This window comes from Corallococcus sp. CA054B, from assembly GCF_003611625.1.
In the GTDB taxonomy this organism is placed as follows: Bacteria; Myxococcota; Myxococcia; order Myxococcales; family Myxococcaceae; genus Corallococcus; species Corallococcus coralloides.
Genome location: NZ_RAVY01000115.1, coordinates 1 through 18,782, shown reverse-complemented (window position 1 = coordinate 18,782; position 18,782 = coordinate 1). Strand labels below are relative to the sequence as shown.

The 18,782-nt window shown below is 67.5% G+C and carries 16 protein-coding genes; 12 read left to right on the top strand and 4 right to left on the bottom strand.

The features are described 5' to 3' along the window. Positions 1 to 7 precede the first annotated feature (7 nt). The 8 genes from D7V80_RS25205 to D7V80_RS25170 all read left to right on the top strand — a co-directional run bounded on the left by D7V80_RS25205 (position 8) and on the right by D7V80_RS25170 (position 8,629). Positions 8 to 730 (top strand): Tfp pilus assembly protein FimT/FimU, encoded by a 723-nt coding sequence (locus D7V80_RS25205; protein ID WP_120590593.1) that lies wholly within the window; start codon positions 8 to 10, stop codon positions 728 to 730. Beyond that, complete coding sequence (locus D7V80_RS25200; RefSeq protein ID WP_120590592.1) at positions 727 to 1,665, top strand: prepilin-type N-terminal cleavage/methylation domain-containing protein; 939 nt, start codon at positions 727 to 729, stop codon at positions 1,663 to 1,665. Before D7V80_RS25205 ends, D7V80_RS25200 begins: the two co-directional genes overlap by 4 nt. Beyond that, a complete protein-coding gene (locus D7V80_RS25195) occupies positions 1,662 to 2,336 on the top strand; it encodes a type II secretion system protein GspJ (protein WP_120590591.1) in 675 nt (224 codons plus the stop codon). The genes D7V80_RS25200 and D7V80_RS25195 overlap by 4 nt, the downstream gene beginning before the upstream one ends. Then, entirely contained in the window at positions 2,336 to 3,763 is a 1,428-nt protein-coding gene (locus tag D7V80_RS25190; protein ID WP_120590590.1) for a type II secretion system protein GspK, read from the top strand. Before D7V80_RS25195 ends, D7V80_RS25190 begins: the two co-directional genes overlap by 1 nt. Position 3,764: 1 nt before the next feature. Further along, the gene (pilM, locus tag D7V80_RS25185) at positions 3,765 to 5,372 is read left to right on the top strand and encodes a pilus assembly protein PilM (protein ID WP_120590589.1); all 1,608 of its coding nucleotides are present in this window, start codon (positions 3,765 to 3,767) and stop codon (positions 5,370 to 5,372) included. Position 5,373: 1 nt separating this feature from the next. Next, entirely contained in the window at positions 5,374 to 5,931 is a 558-nt protein-coding gene (gspM, locus tag D7V80_RS25180; RefSeq protein ID WP_014398376.1) for a type II secretion system protein GspM, read from the top strand. 3 nt (positions 5,932 to 5,934) lie between these two features. Beyond that, the gene (gene gspN, locus D7V80_RS25175) at positions 5,935 to 6,915 is read left to right on the top strand and encodes a type II secretion system protein GspN (RefSeq protein ID WP_120590588.1); all 981 of its coding nucleotides are present in this window, start codon (positions 5,935 to 5,937) and stop codon (positions 6,913 to 6,915) included. A gap of 82 nt (positions 6,916 to 6,997) precedes the next feature. Beyond that, positions 6,998 to 8,629: a sigma 54-interacting transcriptional regulator gene (locus tag D7V80_RS25170; RefSeq protein WP_120590587.1), complete on the top strand. Its 1,632-nt coding sequence runs from the start codon at positions 6,998 to 7,000 to the stop codon at positions 8,627 to 8,629. Between the two features lie 19 nt (positions 8,630 to 8,648). Here the strand turns inward: D7V80_RS25170 and D7V80_RS25165 are convergent, their stop codons facing one another. Then, entirely contained in the window at positions 8,649 to 10,637 is a 1,989-nt protein-coding gene (locus D7V80_RS25165; protein ID WP_233585706.1) for an APC family permease, read from the bottom strand. 140 nt (positions 10,638 to 10,777) lie between these two features. On the opposite strand from D7V80_RS25165, the gene D7V80_RS25160 reads away from it, so the two are divergent. Beyond that, positions 10,778 to 11,293: an RNA polymerase sigma factor gene (locus D7V80_RS25160; RefSeq protein ID WP_014398380.1), complete on the top strand. Its 516-nt coding sequence runs from the start codon at positions 10,778 to 10,780 to the stop codon at positions 11,291 to 11,293. A gap of 12 nt (positions 11,294 to 11,305) precedes the next feature. Here D7V80_RS25160 and D7V80_RS25155 read toward each other — a convergent pair whose 3' ends face one another. Continuing rightward, positions 11,306 to 11,959 (bottom strand): hypothetical protein, encoded by a 654-nt coding sequence (locus tag D7V80_RS25155; protein ID WP_120590585.1) that lies wholly within the window; start codon positions 11,957 to 11,959, stop codon positions 11,306 to 11,308. A 1-nt stretch (position 11,960) separates the two neighbouring features. Beyond that, positions 11,961 to 14,138 (bottom strand): S46 family peptidase, encoded by a 2,178-nt coding sequence (locus D7V80_RS25150; RefSeq protein WP_120590584.1) that lies wholly within the window; start codon positions 14,136 to 14,138, stop codon positions 11,961 to 11,963. 122 nt (positions 14,139 to 14,260) lie between these two features. Here D7V80_RS25150 and D7V80_RS25145 point away from each other — a divergent pair, with 122 nt between their 5' ends. From D7V80_RS25145 to D7V80_RS41485, 3 genes are all read left to right on the top strand, one after another. Beyond that, complete coding sequence (locus tag D7V80_RS25145) at positions 14,261 to 14,998, top strand: M50 family metallopeptidase (RefSeq protein WP_120590583.1); 738 nt, start codon at positions 14,261 to 14,263, stop codon at positions 14,996 to 14,998. A 610-nt stretch (positions 14,999 to 15,608) separates the two neighbouring features. Beyond that, positions 15,609 to 16,352 carry a hypothetical protein gene (locus D7V80_RS41490; RefSeq protein ID WP_147447210.1) on the top strand — a complete coding sequence of 248 codons (744 nt, stop codon included), beginning with the start codon at positions 15,609 to 15,611 and terminating at the stop codon, positions 16,350 to 16,352. After that, entirely contained in the window at positions 16,349 to 17,641 is a 1,293-nt protein-coding gene (locus tag D7V80_RS41485) for a hypothetical protein (protein WP_147447209.1), read from the top strand. The genes D7V80_RS41490 and D7V80_RS41485 overlap by 4 nt, the downstream gene beginning before the upstream one ends. A gap of 210 nt (positions 17,642 to 17,851) precedes the next feature. Here the strand turns inward: D7V80_RS41485 and D7V80_RS41885 are convergent. Beyond that, the coding region (locus tag D7V80_RS41885) for a hypothetical protein (protein ID WP_158616699.1) at positions 17,852 to 18,782 on the bottom strand (931 nt) is incomplete at its 5' end.

Sequence of the window (18,782 nt, the reverse complement as noted above, 5' to 3'; positions counted from 1 at the left end):
GCCGGCCATGTCCCCTGCTCCCGCCCGCCGCCGTCGCGCCCCGCGCGGCCTCACGCTGATTGAGATCTCCATCGCGCTGGCCATCGCGGCGGTGATGTTCGCCGCGGTGACCATTGGCATTGGCGCCATCACCGGCGCGAAGGCGAAGGGCAGCGCCACGGAGCTCGCGGGCGTCATCCGCTCGCTCTACGACTCGGCGGCGCTCAGCGGCAGGACGTGCCGGCTGGTGTTCGAAATCCCCGACCCGAAGCGCGAGGAGGCCACGAAGTACCACGCCGAATGCGCCGCGGGCGGCGTCACCACCTCGCGCGACCGGGACTCGGCGCTCCGCGACGAAGCGCGCGACCGCGAGCGCGCCCGGAAGGAAGGCAACAACGGCGGGGATACGCGCAAGAACTACACGCGCTCGGAAGGCTCGCAGCCGTCCGCGCAGGAGCTGATGGACGAGGAGAAGAACCGCATCGAGTCCCAGTCCACCTTCTCCTCGTACACCGCGGAGGAGATCTCCCCCAAGACGCTCCCGGCGGGCGTGGCGGTGTCGGTGTGGACGCGGCAGCAGCGCGAGCCGGTGGAGAGCGGCGTGGCCTATCTCTACTTCTTCCCGCAGGGCTACACGGAGAAGGCCATGGTCTTCCTGCGCCAGGGTGACAATGCCTGGACGCTGGACGTGTCACCCCTGACGGGCAAGGTGTTCATCGCACCCGAGGCCCTGGAGGTGCCCCGCTCATGACGACCCCAACGCGAAGGCACGGGGGCTTCACCCTGCTGGAGACGATGGTGGCCATGGCCATCCTCAGCGTCGCGCTGATGGCCATCTTCGACCTCAACTCCGGCGCGGTGGCGAACCACGTCTACACCAAGCGGCTCACCGTGGCGGCGCTCCTGTCCCGCTCGAAGATGACGGACCTGGAGCAGAAGCTCTACGACGACGGCTTCGAACAGGACGACGACGAGCAGTCCGGCGACTTCTCCGACGAGGGCTGGCCCCAGTTCAAGTGGCGCGCCCGCATCATCGCGCCCAAGACGGACGGCGTGACGCCGGATCAGCTCATCGGCGCCATCTTCAACCTGCCCATGGGCGGCGGCGGCGACTCCAGCGACCCGCTGGGCGGCCTGGCCAGCCTCTTTGGCGGCGGTGGCGGCGACGGCAAGGGCGGCACGCCTCCTGGCAGCACCACCTCGGCCAGCCCCCTGGGCGCGGGCGCCATGAGCATGGCGCAGCCCATGTTCACGCAGATGGTGGACCAGCTCACCAAGTCCGTCCGCGAGGTGCACCTCACCGTGTACTGGAAGGAAGGCACCCAGGTGGAAAGCGTGGACGTGGTGACGCACGTCGTGTCCCTGGGGCCCGGCGGCGACCGCAACGGCGGCTTCACGCCCAACCCGGGCAGCACGGCGGGCGCGGAGAACCAGTGGGTGAACCCGCGCACGGGCCAGGTGGTGGACAACCCCATCCCCGGCCCCAACGGCCAGATGCTGGACCCGAACACGCGCGAGCCGCTGGTCAACCGGGCGGCCCAGCTGGAGCAGCTCAACAGGAACATGGGCGGCCAGCAGGGCGGCGGCACCGGCAACACCGGCACCAACCCGCGCGGGCCGGGCGGCATCTTCGGCGGGATGCGCGGCATGCCGGGCATGCCTCGCGGCGGAGGGACCATCCGATGAAGCGGCGCATGCGTGGCTTCACCCTCATGGAGGTCATGGTGGCGGTGGGCATCACCGCCCTCATGGGCACCGTCGTCGCCCTGGCCTTCCAGACGGGCATCAACGCCAAGGAGGTCGTGGAGGGCGAGGCGGAGCGCTACCGCATGGTGCGCGTGTCGCTCAACCGCATGGCTCGGGAGGTGGGCTCCGCGTTCGTGAGCGACCGCTACGACTTGCGCCGCTTCCGCGACCAGAACGACCGGCCCACCAACTTCATTGGCGAGCGCGAGAAGCTGACCTTCACGACGTTCTCGCACCAGCGCCTGTACACGGACGTGAAGGAGTCCGACCAGGCGGTGGTGGAGTACTTCGTGGAGAACTCCTCCGAGCGCGGCGCCCGTCAGCGGCAGGACCTGAAGCGGCGGGTGAACCCCAACGTGGGGGAGCGCATGGACCGGGGCGGCACCACGGACGTCCTCTTCGAGGGCGTCAAGGGCGTGGAGTTCGCCTACTGGGATTCCGACAAGAAGGAGTGGGACGACGAATGGGACACGCGGCGCACGGAGAAGAAGGACCTGCTCCCCACGCGCGTGCGCATCACCGTCATCGCCCTGGATGAGGCGGGCAAGGAGGCGCGCTACACCACGCAGGCGCGCATCGTGCTCAACACCACCCTGCCGAGGTTCAACTGATGGCCTTCCCCTTCTTCCAGCAGGCGTCCCGCCGGCGCGGCAAGGCGCGGACGGCCGTTCCCCAGGCTCCGGCGCCGCGGCGCTCGCCCGCGGCGCGCAAGCACCGGCGCTCGCGCGGCGTGGCGCTCATCATCGCGCTCGTGTCCATCACGCTGCTCACGGTGGTGGCCACGGAGTTCGCCTACAACAGCCGCGTGGACCTGCAGCTCGCCGCCAACCAGCGCGACGAAGTGCGCGCCTACTACATGGCCCGCTCCGGCCTGTCGCTGGGCCGGCTGCTGCTTCGCTTCCAGAAGCAGGTGGACCAGACGCCCATCCCCAACCCCATGAAGGCGCTGGGCGACATCCTGGGCAGCGGCACCCCCGGCGGCGCTGGCGCGAACGCCTTCCAGCCGCAGTCGCTCAACCTCCAGCTCTGGAAGCTGGCGCGGGTGGACTGCCACATGCTCAAGGGGCTGGTGAAGAGCGACGGCGCGCAAGGCGAGGACGGCCGCCCCGTGGAGACGGAGCCCGTGGCGGTGGACCCCAACTTCCAGATGGAGGGCGAGGACGGGGAGAGCGCGGGCGCGGCCACGCAGATGGCGGCGCAGATGCAGCGGCGTTCCTTCGGCGGCTTCGAGGGCTGCTTCCTCGCGACCATCAGCGACGAGGAGGAGAAGCTCAACGTCATGCGCCTGAACACCGGCGGCGCGGAGTCGCAGGCCACCGCCGCGCGCATGCTGGACATGTTCGCGGACAAGCGCTTCGAGTTCCTCTGGCAGCAGGATGACGCCAACAAGACGCGCTCCACGCCCCGGGACACCATCCTCGCGCTGAAGGACTGGTCGGACGAGGACACCACCCAGTCCACGCTCAACGAGAAGGACCCCACGAACCCCTTCGTCGCGGGCTTCGCGGACGAGGGTTCCCCGTACAGCCGCTACGAACCGCGCTATGACGTCAAGAACGCGCGCTTCGACAGCCTGGATGAGCTGTACCGCGTGCATGGCGTCAACGACCGCTTCATGGCGGCCTTCCGAGACCGGCTCACGGTGTACCCGGACATCAACTCCAAGCCGAACGTCAACACCGACGACCCCATCATGCTGGGGCTGGCCATCATGTCCGCCGCGGACCCCAACCGGCCGGATCCGCGCCTGACGGACCCCGTGTTCCTCAACGAGCTCATCAGCCGCATCCGCGCCGCACGCATGTTCAGCTTCTTCGGCATGTCGGTGTCGGACTTCGTGGGCGTCATCGAGCAGGCCGGCATCGCGGTCAATCCGCTCATCAAGGGCAACGTCCAGCAGAACCGCTACCTGGGCGACAAGAGCAAGACTTTCACCATCAAGTCCGTGGGAGAGGCGGGCAGCGTCCAGAAGACGCTCACCGCCGTCATCCGCCTGGACGACGGGCTGGGCAAGCTCGTGTATTACAGAGAGGAATAGCATGGCCCGCATTCTTGGCCTGGACCTGGGCAGCCACTCCGTGAAGGGGGTGGTCCTCACCTCCGGGACGAAAAGCAACACCACCCAGGCCTACGCGGAGGTGCGCCGCGCGCAGGAAGGCGAGCGCGCGGAGACGCTGCGCGCCGCGGTGGAGGAGCTGCTCGGGAAGATGCCGCAGGGGCACGTGGACCAGGTCGTCATCGCCCTGCCCGGCCCGTCCCTCACCACGCACGCGGTGAGCCTGCCCTTCTCCGACAGCAAGCGCGTGGAGGCGACGCTGCCCTTCGAGGTGGGCAGCCAGCTGCCGTTCGACATCTCGGAGGTCGTCTACGACTACCAGGTGGTCGGCCAGAAGGACACCGGCGGCAGGGAGAAGGCCGCGGACCTGCTGGTGGGCGTGGTGAAGAAGGAGGAGCTCCAGTCGCTGCTGGCGCTCCTGGGCGGCCTCCAGGTGGATCCGCGCGTCATCACCCACCCGGCGCTCGCGTACCAGAACCTCTTCACCCAGTCGCCCGGCCTCTTCGAGGGCGTGGGTGAGGGCGGCCCGGTGGCGGTGGTGGACATTGGCCACGAGCGCACGTCGGTGGCCATTGGCCAGCCGGGCAAGGGCGTGGAGTTCGCGCGCACGTTCGCGGGCGGCGGGCGCGACCTGACGCGCGCCCTGGCCACGGAGTTCCAGACGACGCTGCCGGAGGCCCACGCGTGGAAGGAAGCCCACGGCGCCATGGCCAGCGCCGCGCAGGGGCCGGACGCCGAGCGCGCCGCGAACGCCTTCATCCGCGGCCTGCAGCCGGTGCTGCGCGAGCTGCGCCCGTCCTTCAAGGCCTTCGCCGCGCGCACCCGCCAGCAGGTCTCCGCGGTGGTGCTGTGCGGCGGCACCGCGCGGATGCCGGGCCTGGCCGAGCAGCTGTCCAAGGACCTGAACCTGCCGGTGCGCGTGCTGGCGCTCCCGGTGGACGCGACGGAGAGGATTGGCCCCCGGGAGACGCCGACCGCGGCGCAGGCGTACGCGCTGGCCATGCGCGGCAACGCAGCCGGGGCGAAGGCGCCGCGCTTCAACCTGCGCCGCGGTGAGTTCGCCTTCAAGGGCGGCTACGACTACGTGAAGGACCGGCTGGGCCTGCTGGCGTCCTTCGCGGTGACGCTGCTGCTCCTGCTCATCGCCTTCGGCGTCGTGCGCAACACGGTGCTGGCGCGGCGCGAGGCGGAGGTGGACGCGGTGCTCTGCAAGACGACCCAGCGCATCCTGGGCACCTGCGAGACGAACTACGACCGCGCGCTGAACATGCTCAAGGGCGTGGAGAGCCCCGCCGCGGCGCTGCCCGCGATGTCCGCGGTGAACCTGCTGGCGGAAGTCACGCAACGCGTCCCGCCGGAGGTGCCGGTGAAGTTCGACCGCATCCAGGTGGACCTGGACCGCATCATGCTCCAGGGAGAGACGGACAGCTCCAAGCAGATCGACACGCTCTCCGCCGCCTTGAAGGGCCACCGCTGCTTCAAGGACGTGAAGGAGGGCAAGGTGGAGAAGACACGCGACGGGCAGAAGGTGACCTTCCGCCTGGACGTGCAGGTGCAGTGCCCCGGCGAGACGCCGGCGGGAGAGACCTGACATGGGAAAGCTTCGAGAACTCTTCGCGCCCCTCCAGACCTGGTTCGAGCGGCTCTCCGACCGCGAGCGCAAGCTCGTGGCGCTGGCCGGCTCCGCGGTGCTGGTGTTCGTGCTCTTCGTCACCCTCTTCAGCTTCGCCAACAGCGCGCAGGGCTACCGCCGGCGCACGCAGGACAAGCTGGCGAAGCTGCAGGAGGTGCAGGCCCTGGCGACCAGCTACGGCCAGGCGCAGGCGGACCGGCAGAACGTGGAGCAGCAGCTCACCCAGAGCAACGTGCGGCTGATCACGTACATTGAAGACAAGGCCACCGCCGCGGGCCTCACCGTCCCCAACATGACGCCCAAGGGCGACGTGGGCGTGGGGGACGGGAAGATCATCGAAAGCTCCGTGGAGCTGACCTTCACGGACGTGGACCTGCGCAAGCTGACGGACTTCCTGCGCACGGTGGAGACGGGCCCGGGCATCGTGAAGGTGAAGTACCTGCGCGTGGAGCCCCGGCCCGCCACGGACACCCTGACGGCGTGGACGACCGTCGCGACCTACCGGATGAAGCAATAGCCCATGGCCACTGAATCCAAGACCGCCCGCTGGAAGCTCGTCCTGGGCTACACCGCCTTCGCGGTGGTGACGTTCATCCTCTGCCTGCTCATCACCTTCCCGTACGACGCGGTCCGCTCGCGGCTGGTGACGGAGGCCGCGGCCCACGGGCTGGCGGTGCGCATTGGAGGCCTGCGTCCCGGCCTGTCCGGCGTCACCGCCACCAACGTGCGGCTGAGCAAGCCGCCCACGCCGCTGGGCGCGGAGTCCGTCGCGGCGCTCGCCCGCGGTGAGTCCGGCGGGCTGGGGCCGGACGAGCTGGGCGAGGCGCTCATCTTCGACAGCGTGGCCCTGCGCCCGTCCCTCTTCCCGCCCGGCGTGGTGGTGAAGATGAAGGGCATGGGCGGCACGGTGAACATCCACGTGGGCGGCCTGAGCGGCACGTCGCTGAACGTGGACGTGGACGGCGTGCAGGCCGGCGGCGGCAACCTGCCGAAGTACACGGGCGTGGACATGGAGGGCACCCTCAACGCGAAGCTCGCGCTCACGGCGCCGGGGACGATGATCCGCGGCCAGCCGGTGGACTGGTCCCAGGCGTCCGGCACGGTCGCGCTGGACACCCAGGGGCTCACCATCAAGGGCGGCAAGGCGGCCATCCCCATGGGCGGCGGCCCCGCCATGCCCATGGAGCTGCCGCGCATCGAGCTGGGAGAGCTGAAGGGCGACCTCTTGTTCGACAAGGGCATGGGCACGGTGCGGGATTTGAACCTCAAGAGCGAGGACCTGGAGGGCTCCGGCACCGGCACGCTGAAGCTGGGCCGCCGGCTGGAGTACAGCGAACTGGGGCTCGACGTGCGGCTGAAGTTCGAGCAGGCCTTCCAGCAGCGGCTGGGCCCCCTGGCGCTCGCGGTGAACATGCTGCCGCAGGACCGGGACAACCCGGGTTGGCGCGGCGGCCGGCTCACCGGCATGGTGAGCAGCCCCCGCTTCGGTCCCAAGCGGTAGGCCCCCGGTTGATGCCCGCGCACGCGCCGTGTAAAGCGCTGCGCGCGGCCCTGGGGTTTCCGGGCTTGGGAGAGAGTTCGTAATGCCGGAGCTGGTGTTCTTCCGTCGAGGCGAGGAAGTGCTGCGGGTGGCGGTGGACCGGGCGCGGGTGGTGCTCGGCCGGGGCGACTCCAGCGATGTGGCCATTCCGGATCCGGAGGTGAGCCGCCAGCAGGTGGCCCTCCTGTGGGACGGCCAGCAGTGCCGCGTGGAGGACCTGTCCGGCAAGGGCACGAAGGTCGCGGGCGCGGTGGTGGAGCGCGCGGACCTGCCGGACGGCGCGGACCTCGAACTGGGCCAGTGGCGCGCGGTGTTCCGCCAGCATGGCGCCAGCGACGACGCGGACGCGGCCACGGAGGCCGGCAGCGCGACGGCCGTGCAGGGCCGCGACTCGCAGCGCTGGCAGCCCGCGCAGCTGCGCGTGAAGCAGGGCGGCACGGAGGCCGTGCACCGGCTCACCGGCGACAGCTTCACGGTGGGCAAGGACGTGGGCAACGACCTGGTGCTCCAGGACCGGTTCATCTCCGGCCGGCACCTCAAGGTGACTCGCCGGGACGGCGTCTTCCACGTCGTGGACCTGCGCTCCACCAACGGCACCTGGCTGGGGCCGGTGCGCCTCTTCGAGGCGGAGGTGACGCTGCCCACCACGCTGCGCGTGGGCGAGGCGGAGCTGATTTTGGAGACCGTGCCCGCGGCCAAGAAGGAGGCCCAGGCCTTCCACGGCATCCTCGGGAGCGACCCGTCCGTGCGGCAGCTCACGGACCTCATCCAGCGCGTGGCGCCGTCCACCGCGGCCGTCACCATCCTGGGCGAGTCCGGCACGGGCAAGGAGCTGGTGGCGAACGCGCTGCACGCGTGCTCGCCGCGCGCGAACCGGCCGCTCATCCCGGTCAACTGCGCCGCCATCTCCAAGGAGCTGATTGAGAGCGAGCTGTTCGGCCACGAGAAGGGCGCGTTCACCGGCTCCGTGGGCGCGCGCAAGGGCGCCTTTGAAGAGGCGGACGGCGGCACGCTGTTCCTGGACGAGATTGGCGAGCTGCCCCTGGACCTCCAGGCGAAGCTGCTGCGCGCGCTGGAGAGCGGCGAAATCAAGCGCGTGGGCGCCAGCCGCCCGCTGCACGTGGACGTGCGCGTGGTGGCGGCCACCAACCGCGACCTGCTGGCGGCGGCGCGCGAGGGCCGCTTCCGCGAGGACCTCTACTACCGCCTGTGCGTCGTGCCCCTGCACCTGCCGCCCCTGCGCAACCGCCGGGGGGACGTGGTGGCGCTGTCGGAGCACTTCGTGCGCGCGTTCGCCCCTCGCGGCCAGACGGTGCGCTTCACGCCGGCCGCGTTGGACCGGCTCCAGCAGCACGCGTGGCCGGGCAACATCCGCGAGCTGCGCAACGTGGTGCACCGCGCGCTGCTCTTGCGCAAGGGCCCGTCCATCGACGCGAGCGACCTGTCCTTCGACCAGGAGGTCAACCGCGAGACGGGCATCACCGTGCCGGAGCTGCCGCCGGGCATGACGCTGGAGCAGATGCTGGAGAAGCTGGAGCGGCAGATCATCGAAACCGCGCTGCGCCGCTTCAACAACAACCGCGAACGCGTGGCGCGGGAGCTGGGCCTCGCGCGCTCCACCCTCTTCAAGCGCCTGAAGGACTGGGGCCTGACGAAGCAGGACGAGCAGGAGTGAGGTCGAAGGCGCTTCCGCCCTACCCCTGGCTTCCAGGGTGGGCGGAGCCGCCCCAGGCGGAGTGCGGCGCCGGGTGCGCTGGCGTGCGCAGGTACCAGGGCACGCTGACCACCACGAGGCGCCGCTCGCCGGACAACAGCAGCGCGCTGCGGAGCAGCTCCGAGCGGCGGCCGTAGAGCATGGCCCGGTACCAGCGCTTCTCCAGCAGCTCCGGCAGCACCATGGCCACGGTGCCGCCCGGCACCTCCTCGAGCAGCGCGTCCAGGTAGTCCCTCAAGGGCCACACCAGCACGCGGTAGGGCGACCCCACGTGCACGAGCGGCGGAGGCTTCCGCCCGGCCTTTTCGAGCGGCGCCTGGACGAAGCGCTGCCATTGCGCGTCCAGCGCCCCCTCATCGGTGTCGCCGCTGCAGATGTGCACCGCGCGCACGTCGTCGCTCAGCGTCAGCGCGAAGCGCAGCGCCGTCTCCGACGCGTGGGACCAGCGGTCCACGGGCACCACGGCGACAATCGGCGAGGGGGGCGTCAGGAGCACGGGCCGCTTCAGCTCCGTCGCCTGCCTCGTGCGCGTGTACGCGGCGTGGACGCGGGAGAGCACCAGCAGGCCCACGGGCACGAGGACGAACGCGGCCCAGCCGCCGTGCACGAACTTGGACACACCCACGATGCACAGCGTGAGCGCGGTCATCACCGCGCCCGCGCCGTTGAGGGCCCGGCGCCACCGCCAGCCCGCCTCCTCCCGGTGGCGGCTCCAGTGCACCACCATGCCCGCCTGGGACAGGGTGAAGGCCATCAACGCGCCAATGGCGAACAGGGGAATCAGCCGGTCCGTGATGCCCTTGCACACGATGAGCAGCACGGCCGCGAGCGCGGACAGGGTGAGGATGCCGCGCGACAGGGCGAGCCTGCGGCCCCGGTGGGCGAAGCCCGGCGGCAGGTAGCGCTCGCGCGCCAGCACCTGGCAGACGAGCGGGAAGCCCGCGTAGCTGGTGTTCGCGGACAGCGCGAGCACGCAGAGGATGGCGGCCATGGCCACGAAGTAGAAGGCGCCGCGTCCCATCACCGCCGCGATGAGCTGCGACAGCACCGTCTGGTAGTTCGCGCCGTCCGGGTCCGTGGCGCCCACGCCGTACGCCCGGCACAACAGCGCGATGCCCAGCAGCATCGTCACCAGGACGCCCACGATGATGCCCAGCGTGGTGCGCGCGCGGCGGATGGCGGGGTCGCGGAAGATGGGCACGGCGTTGCTGATGGCCTCCACGCCCGTCATCGCCGTGCAGCCACTGGCGAAGGCGCGAATCACCAGCCACGCGCCCAGGGACGCGGTGGGCACCGCCATGGGCGGCGGCTGCTCCACGGGCGCCGCGTCACCGGTGGCCAGCTTGAAGAGGCCCACCGCCAGCACCACGCTCAGTGACGTGATGAAGAACCACGTGGGCACGACGAACACGGCGCCCGCCTCGCTGACGCCGCGCAGGTTCACCAGGGTGAGCAGCGCCAGGATGCCCAGGGTGATGGGCAGCGTGTGCGGCCGCAGGGCGGGGAACGCGGACACCAGCGCGCCCGTGCCGGCGGAGATGCCCACCGCCACGTTGAGCAGGTAGTCCAGCATCAGCGCCGTCGCCGCGAGCAGCCCCGCGCCCTGTCCCAGGTTCCGCTTCGCCACGGTGTACGCGCCGCCGCCGCTCGGATACGCGGCGAGGGTCTGCGCGTACGAGCTCGCGACGATCATCAAGAGCCCGACGATGGCGGCGGTGATGGGGAAGAGCAGCCACACCCCCGTGGCCCCCAGCGGGCGCAGCACGGTGAGCGCGGCCTCCGGGCCGTACGCGGCGGAGGACAGCGCATCCAGTCCCAGGAGCGCCACGCCGGTGAGGACGCCCGTCTTCTCGTGCATCGCCTGGGCGCTGGTGAGCGGGCGCCCCAGGAGCAGGTCCACGATGCCGTTGCCCTGGCGGCGCCGGGGCATGAACGGCCTCCTGCGTCCGTACTCGGCCAGCTGAGCCATGGCGGCATCTCCCCCTGGCCCGGAAGGTGCGCACCGGCTGTCCGGGCGAAAACACGGCCCCGGAGTCGCATGCCCTCCAGGGCAATAGACCCTTTCGTGGGCCCATTCGTTTCACGGGAAGACACAGGAGACCGTCCGCCATGGGCCCGCACGCCGCCGTCCTCCCCTTCCCCACCCTGGATGATTTGTACGCCCTGCACCGTCCGCGGGCGCTGGCCATCGCCCGGCGCATCGTGGGGGACACCGACGACGCGGAGGACGTGGTGCAGGACGTCTTCCTGCGCCTGTCGCGGCAGCCACCGGGGCTGGATGGACGGGCGACGTGGACCACCTGGCTGCACCGGGTGATGGTCAACAGCAGCATCAACTGGCTGCGCGCGCGAAGGCGCCGGGAGCGGCTGACGCACGCGCCCCAGGAGGCCGTGTCGCCCGAGGCCCACGCCATGGGCACGCAGATGCAGCAGCACTTCAACGAAGCGCTGGAGGAGGTGAACCCCCAGCAGCGGCAGGTGCTCTACCTGCGCGAGGTGCGCGGCCTGGGCTCCGCTGAAATCGCCCGGCTCCTGCGCATCCCCGAGGGCACCGTGAAGAGCGCCCTGCACCGCGGCCGCCAGCGCGCCCTCACCGTGATGGAGGAGCGCGGCCAGCGGCCGTGAGGCACGGAGTTGCTACTCGTCGCCCTTGCTGCCCACGAACTGATCCCCCTTCTCCTTGAAGAGGAGGTTGAAGCTGGTGAGCGAGCCGTAGACGCGGGTGATGTAGCCCTGCATCTCCGCCTTCTCCGCGTCCGTCAGCTTGGGGTGGGCGTTGAGCTTCTGCTCCAGCACGCGGATGCGGTCGCGCACCATCGTGACCTTGTGGAACAGGTTGTCGATGGGCATGTCCTTCGCCTGAAGCTCCGGGTTGCCCGGCACCAGCCGCACCGTGCCGCCCTCCCACTTGCCCGCGAGCGGCGGATCGCTCAGGCCCGCCGCCTCCCGGAAGATGTCCATCAGCTCTTCGCGCGTCATGTTCAGCCCTTCCAGGTCCACCACTTCGTGCGGATCCGCGCGGTGGCGCACCACCACGGGCGCCACGCTCCGCGCGGTGCGGGTTCGCGTGCTCGAAACCACGGGCGCCGGGGCCGCGGAGCCCCGGGGCGCGTACTTGTCACAGATGGGCGCGGAGGGCGGGAACAGGCCGCGCGAGGTGTACACGCGGCACGGACCCACCCAGCCACGGTGGTCCTCGGAGTGCGGACTCCAGAGCTTGCAGTTGCCGCACACCCGTTCGTCGGGGCGGAAGGTGGGAAGAGGCCGGGGTCCCGCTCCCGCGTCCGACATGTCAGCGCGCCTCCTTGGCCACCGGCTTGCCCTTGCGGATGTTGAGCTCCCGCAGGAGTGCGTCCGCGTCCTCGACCTGGTCGAGCTGCCACAGCAGGTAGCGCACGTCCACGTTGACGTTCCGGGCCACGTCCGGATTGTAGCCGAAGTCGTTCGCGACGTTCTCCCACACGCGGTCGAAGTTCACGCCCACCAGCTGCCCCTTGCCGTTCACCGTGGGGCTGCCGGAGTTGCCGCCCGTGGTGTCCGCGTCCGCCAGGAAGTCCACCGGCACGTCCTTCAGCCGGGGGTCCGCCCACTGCCCGAACTTCTTCGCCGCGGCGGCGGCGCGCACCTTCTCCGGCGCGTTGAAGGGCTCCTCGCCGGTGTGCTTCTGCAGCATCCCCGTCAGCGTCGTCTGCGGCAGGTACAGCGCGCCGTCGCGCGGCGTGTAGCCCTGCACCTTGGCGAACGACACGCGCAGCGTGCTGTTGGCGTCCGGCGCAATGGGCTTGCCCGCCTGCGCCATCACCGCCTTGCGCCACGCCGGCCGCAGCCGGGAGGACGCGCCCTGACGCCGGTCGCGCGTGTCATCCAGCGCGGCCTGCTCCTTCGCCAGCTCCATGCCGAACGCCAGCAGGGGGTCGCGGCGCGCGGCGAGCTGCCCCACGGACTCGTCCGCCATCTTCAGGCGCTCCGCCAGGGTGAACACCTTCGTGCCCGCGTAGAGCGAGTCGATCTTCGCGGTGACGTCCTTCTGCGAATACGTCTTGCCGAAGGCCGCATCCACGGCCGCGATGCGCGCGTCCTGCGGGAGCGCCTGCGCGCGCTTCACGAACGCGTGCAGCAGCGCCTTGTCCGCGGCGAGGAAGAGGTTCTTCTGCTCGCGCTCCAGGCGGTCCTTGATGCGCGGCAGCTCGCGGTCCATGTACTCCGGGCGGCGCTCCAGGTCCGGCTTCGCGCGCTCCATGGCCAGCCGCGACACGGACGTGGCCAGCGCGGGCCCACGGGCCAGGCGGCCGGACAGGCTCAGGAGGAACTCACGGTCGAAGGTCTTGGAGGACTCCTGCTGCTCCGCGAGCAGCGCCTCGCGGGCCTTGAGGGCCTCCCCCCACTTCGCGGCGTCCTTCTGCGCCCAGGCGACGGTGGCGCCTTCCGCGTCGCGCTGCTTCTCCACGATGTGGCCGCGCTTCAGGCCCGCCAGCTGGCCGCCCGCGTTCTTGTAGACGTTGTGCAGGCCCTTGAGCTGCGAGGCCACGGCGATCTTCCCGGCCGGGTCCTTCTCCCCTTCCGCCTCCAGGATGCGGATGGCCTCGCCCAGCACGTCGCGGATGCGCGGGTAGTAGCGCGCCTGGCGCTCCGCCATCTCGTCCGCGAGCAGCGTGCGGAAGGTGGTGCCCGGGTAGCCCAGCACCATCACGAAGTCGCCCGGCTTCACGCCCTCGGTGGACAGCGGGAAGAAGAACTCCGCCTTGTAGGGCACGTTCTTGTCGCTGAACGCCGCGGAGGCGCCGTCCGGCGCGGTGTACGCGCGGATGATGGCGAAGTCGCCGGTGTGGCGCGGCCACATCCAGTTGTCCTCTTCGCCGCCGTACTCACCCACGGCGCGCGGCGGCGCGTAGACCAGGCGCACGTCCTGCAGCTCCACCGCGTCCACCAGCGTGTAGTTCACGCCGCCGTCGAAGGTGGCCACCTGGCAGCGGGTGGCGGGGCGCTTCTCGCACTCGGCCACCAGCTCCTTCTGCTTGCGGTCGATGGCCTTGTAGCGCGCGAGGTCGTCCGCGCCCTGCGGCACGGCGCCGTTGACCTCCGCCGTCACGTCCTTGAAGCCGCGCGGCACCTGCACGCGCGAGCCCTTGCCCGGGAGCTCCTCCGCCTGGCTCTTCGCGAGGAAGCCGTTCGTGATGAGGTCCTTCTGCGGGGAGCTGTGCTCCTGGATGATGGAGAAGGCGCAGTGGTGGTTGGTGATGATGAGGCCGGAGGCGGAGATGAACGACCCGGAGCAGCCGCCGGTGTTCACCGTGCCCGCCAGGAGGCCCGTGCCCCGCTTGGGGTCCCAGAGCTTGCTGGGCGGCAGCTGGAGGCCCTGGGCCTTGAGCCAGGCAGGGCTCAGTTCCAGCACCTGCTGCGGGGTCCACTTCCCTTCCCCGGCGAAAGCCGGGGCAGCCACGAGCGAGAGGAGAAGGAGCGTCTTCTTCATGGTGCCCCATCCCTACTCCGTCCGCCGCCCCGGCGCGACCGTTCCGGTGTCCGGGGCGCGCGTTTTCGCGGAAGATGGAACGCGCTTGGATGTTCCGGTGTCCAGGCAGGAGGGGACCAGCGATGCGGACCGCGAGCGGGGCGACACTGGATTTCGGAAGGCTGGCGCTGCTGCTCCTGCTGATGGGGGCGTCCTGGTATTTCTGGTATTCGCCCGTGCTCCTCCCGGTGAAGGTGCTGGTGGTGATGATGCACGAGACCGGGCATGCGCTCGCCACGCTGCTCGTGGGGGGCTCGGTGGACCGGGTGCACCTCCAGCTGAACGAAGGGGGCAGCTGCTTCTCCCGCCTGCCGCCCGGCGTCTTCAACCGCATCATCGTGTCGTCCGCGGGCTACCTGGGCAGCGCGGTGGCCGGCGCGGGGCTGATGCTGGCCACCTTCCGCTTCCGGCTGGGCCGCGCGGTGATGGGCGCGGCGTCCGTGTGGCTGGCGGTGATGGGCTTCTTCTACGCGGGTGACCCGTTCACCCTGGCCTTCTGCCTGGGCATGGCGCTGGCCATGGGGCTGGGCGCGCGCTTCCTGCCCACGGGGCTGGTGGACGCGCTCAACCTGTTCCTCGCGGCCTTCACCGCGCTCTACGTCGTCTTCGACCTGCGGGACGACCTGTGGAACAGCGCGGTGCGTGCGCAGAGCGACGCGGCCATCCTCGCCAGCGAGACGTGGGTGCCGTCCATCATCTGGGCGGCGCTGTGGACGCTCCTGTCCCTGGCGCTCCTGGGCGTGTCCGCCTGGTGGGCCATGCACGCGAAGCCCAGCAGCGGCGTGAAGATGCCGCCCATGGCCCGCGCGCGGCGGGTGTAACATCGCATGACGAGGGATGAAACCTCTTGCCAAACACTATCACGCAAACCAATGACGTATAGACGACCACCTCCATACCCGACGGTCCCCAATACGGTCCTGACCACCAAGGTCTGGAAACTAAACGGTTTTGGATCCTTCAGGGTTGAACGTGGCACGCCCCAAGCACTTAGGCTGGTTGACAGTGAATGGCTAGGCCTCAACTCCGGGCAGGAGTACGAAGAGAGTGATGAATGGAATTTTTACGACCTAGGGAAGAATCGTTCTGAACGTTTTATCGTTACGGACCATGACAGCAGGCCCATAGCAATATGGCTTGACCATGGACAACTAGTTGCCGGCGACGCCTACCGACTCGACTACTTCAAAATTCGGCCAGACAAACAACGACTCGGACTTGGCCAACTAGCCCTAGGCCTTATTGGGCTACGCGCAAAGGAATTCAATGCAAGCCGAATCGTATTTCAGTCCCTAAGCACAACTAAAGCACTAACCTTCTACACGAGCGATAAAATTGGCGCAACCGAATGCACAGACTGGAAAGGTCGAGACTCGCTCCCGAACCTACAACTGAGCAAAGACGCCATGGCCAAGCTTGAGGCAACAATCAATGAGCACCAAGAATAGTTCATCTTCCAAAGAGACTGAACAGAGCGCAGAAGAAACCACCGGCCTGTCTGCAACTGCTGTCGAAGCCCCGAACTTGCAAGGACTGCGCCCGACTATTCCGCCAGAACATCAAGAAGCAGTCAAACTCCTGCTCATCGCGCGAAAACTTGAGCAAGAAAAAAAAGCACACGGCGCCGCAGACAAATATCACCACGCCGCGCTACTTGAGCAAAAAGCCCTGCTCCAAGTCAAACACCAACCACAACACGCCATCATCGCAGAGTCAGGAGCACTCGCCGCTCTATTGGCACAACGATTCACGTTTGCTGGTGACCTTGCACGCCAGGGCATGTCACTGAACCCGTCCAGGCACATGCACTGGTTGTTACTTCGCCTATCAATGCAAGCCGACATCTTGCGCGCAATCGATCAACTTGATCGACACTGGAAGTTAATCTGGAACCGCGCAACTAAGGACGGGCTTTCACTACTGACGATTTCGCCAGTTCCTGGCAGCACGATTTCGTTCAGAATTGCACCAAGAGCCTCAACACGCAGAACAACCGTCATCAACCGCCATTACAATCTCAGCTTTCTACTTCCACCCGCCCTCGTCAGCACTACTTCGATCAAAACAATAAAGACAAGCATTCAAAAAAAATTTACAACCCGCCACAGCACACGTGAAATCCTCATCGAACGAGGCATAACGGAGCAATATATGCTAGAAGGCGCCTTCGCATGAACACCAGCAGATATAGGGGCACTTTCTGGCTTCCTGGCGAACTAGAGAGCACCGCGAGCGGACACATTGAGATTACAGAGTCCGGCGAGATCACTTTGGAGATACAAGGCGATCTTTCGCAAGACACCGAAAACCAAGGGTTGGCAGAAGAAATCGATGTAATTTGCGGCCAGATTGCTGACCACCCTTCAGGTGGCAGCATTTTGCTTTTCAAATGCCTGAAAACATATTCACGCTTTGGTCAAGGCGGCACTTTTCAGAAGTGGTTTGCCCATCGCGCCCTCATCGGACAAGCGGAAGAGGCAGAGATCGAAATCCCTTCAACATTCACGCGGGTCTTTCTGACTCTAGATGGACTTGCTGAATTCATTGGTCGCCCTCCGTCAATAGTCGACAACAAAAACAAGCTAATACGCATCGACGATCTCAGATTCGAGGCGGGAGTCCTGTACACAGACGACTGGACTGCGCGATTCGAGTGGACCACTCAACTAGTCCAGACAGCACTGACCGTCAATATCTCCCGACAGCCTCGAATTTCAATATCACTCAACAACACCCTCACACTGAGCCAAGTGCTTGAAGATGTCGTCCCTATATTTGAATGCCTAATAACCCTCGCCCGGCGTGACCACGCAAGGGTCTTAACAGTCTCTGTCCAGTCAAAAGAAAAACACAAGCCATACGAGTTCATTGGAGCTCAACTCGGCACAGCTCGAACCGAAAAGACAAAATCTCCCCGTGGACTTTTATTCCACCTGGGCGACATACAAGACAAAACAATTCTCCATCGACTAAGAGACGTATTTACTCAGCATAGAGATTTCACGGCCATATTCATGAGCTACGAGAGATCTCCCTCTCCCTATATCGACGACCGCGTTAGAGCATCAATTGTCGCATTGGCACACCTCACGTGGGCCTTTCCCGATGAAGTAGCCGACGCCACCCATATAACATCGTCGTTCATGAAGCTTCCGCTGAAGGTTCAGTCATACCTCCCTTCAGCTGGATTTTTGGCTATTCCCTCACTTGCCAACAGGCTACTCACTCCAGCCATCCGAAAACGGCTACGCATTGGAACGGCCAAAGAACTATCTACGAAAGTAGACATTGCGTTTCGCTGGGTGTGTTTTAGAGAGGGAGAGGGACTTCCAGGGAATGAATTGCTTCGCCTTAATCACCAACTCACTGCGCTGCTTCATCTTGCACTGCTCCAAGCTGGTGGATTTGCCCCATCGGACGCCGAGGCGCGGCTCATCAAGTCATTCACGCAACTAGGTTTCTAAGATGCTTGTTGGGCAGTAGGGGTAGACCCAAGTGTTGATGCCTTATGCGATTAACAGCACGGCCACGTAGGCTCGCTAGAGGCACATCTACTGAACCCGCAGAGTTCTAAAGCCGTTGAGCCAAGAGTGGATTCGCATGACGACCTATCGCCTCGAAAGGCGTCAGCAACGTAAGCACTTCATTCTACGTTGTGTGAACGGAGCGGGCGCTCAGGTCCGCAGGTAGGCGATCACGTCGTCGTACGTGAAGGGGTGCTCGTAGATGTCCTTGAGGTAGTCCTCCGCCGGGTCCATCACCTCATGGTAGGTGTGCACCGGCGTGAGGCTCTTGGGGTAGCCGCCCAGGGACTGGTCCGCGTTCCAGTAGCCGAAGATGCCGAAGGCCATGGCCCGCATCCGGCGCCTGAACAGGTCCACCACCAGCGGAGGCGCGCCGAGGTCCGGCCGCAGCAGGCAGACCATCTCGAACAGGCGGGCGGCCGTGTGCGAGCGGCCCGTCTCCAGCGGCATGTTGAACTCCCGCGCCGCCTGCGTGTCCGGCGAAGCCTCGTTGCGCGTACCCGCGCCCTTGCGGCCCTGGTCCCACTTCACCTGCTTCTTGTCGGCGTGGGGGTCTCCGACGTAGGGCGACAGGTCATACTTGCGCACGTCCGTTCGAGTCCGGCCGTCGGTGTCCCAGCGCTTGGGCCGAGGCGGGCTCTTCGCCCCCTGGTACGGTTGGGGCACCAGCTCCTTGTGCGGTGACCACAGGAGCCGGCTGTTGCCGTTCGGGCTGAACAGCTCCTTGAGGTCGTGGAGGATGGCGATGTTCTCCGCGACGCTGAAGTCCCGCTTGTCGTAGCTGAGGCTCACCCGGTCCTTGCTGCGCACGGAGTAGTCGTACAGCGGCTGGACCGTCAGGTTCATCACCAGGTTGATGGGGTTGTAGTTGCCTCCCAGCTTCTCCCACTGGCGGCGCGCATAGGCCGGATACGAGTTGGCCTCGTTGTAGGTAACCGTCCGGCCAACGACGTGCGTAACCGTCCGGCCAACGACGTGCCGCGAGGGATTGCCGGGGTAGCGGCGCGCGGCGGACGCTTCCGGGCATGGCGAAGCAGGTGGAGAAGCCGGAGTGGGCGCGCGTGGCGGAAGCGTTCGAGGC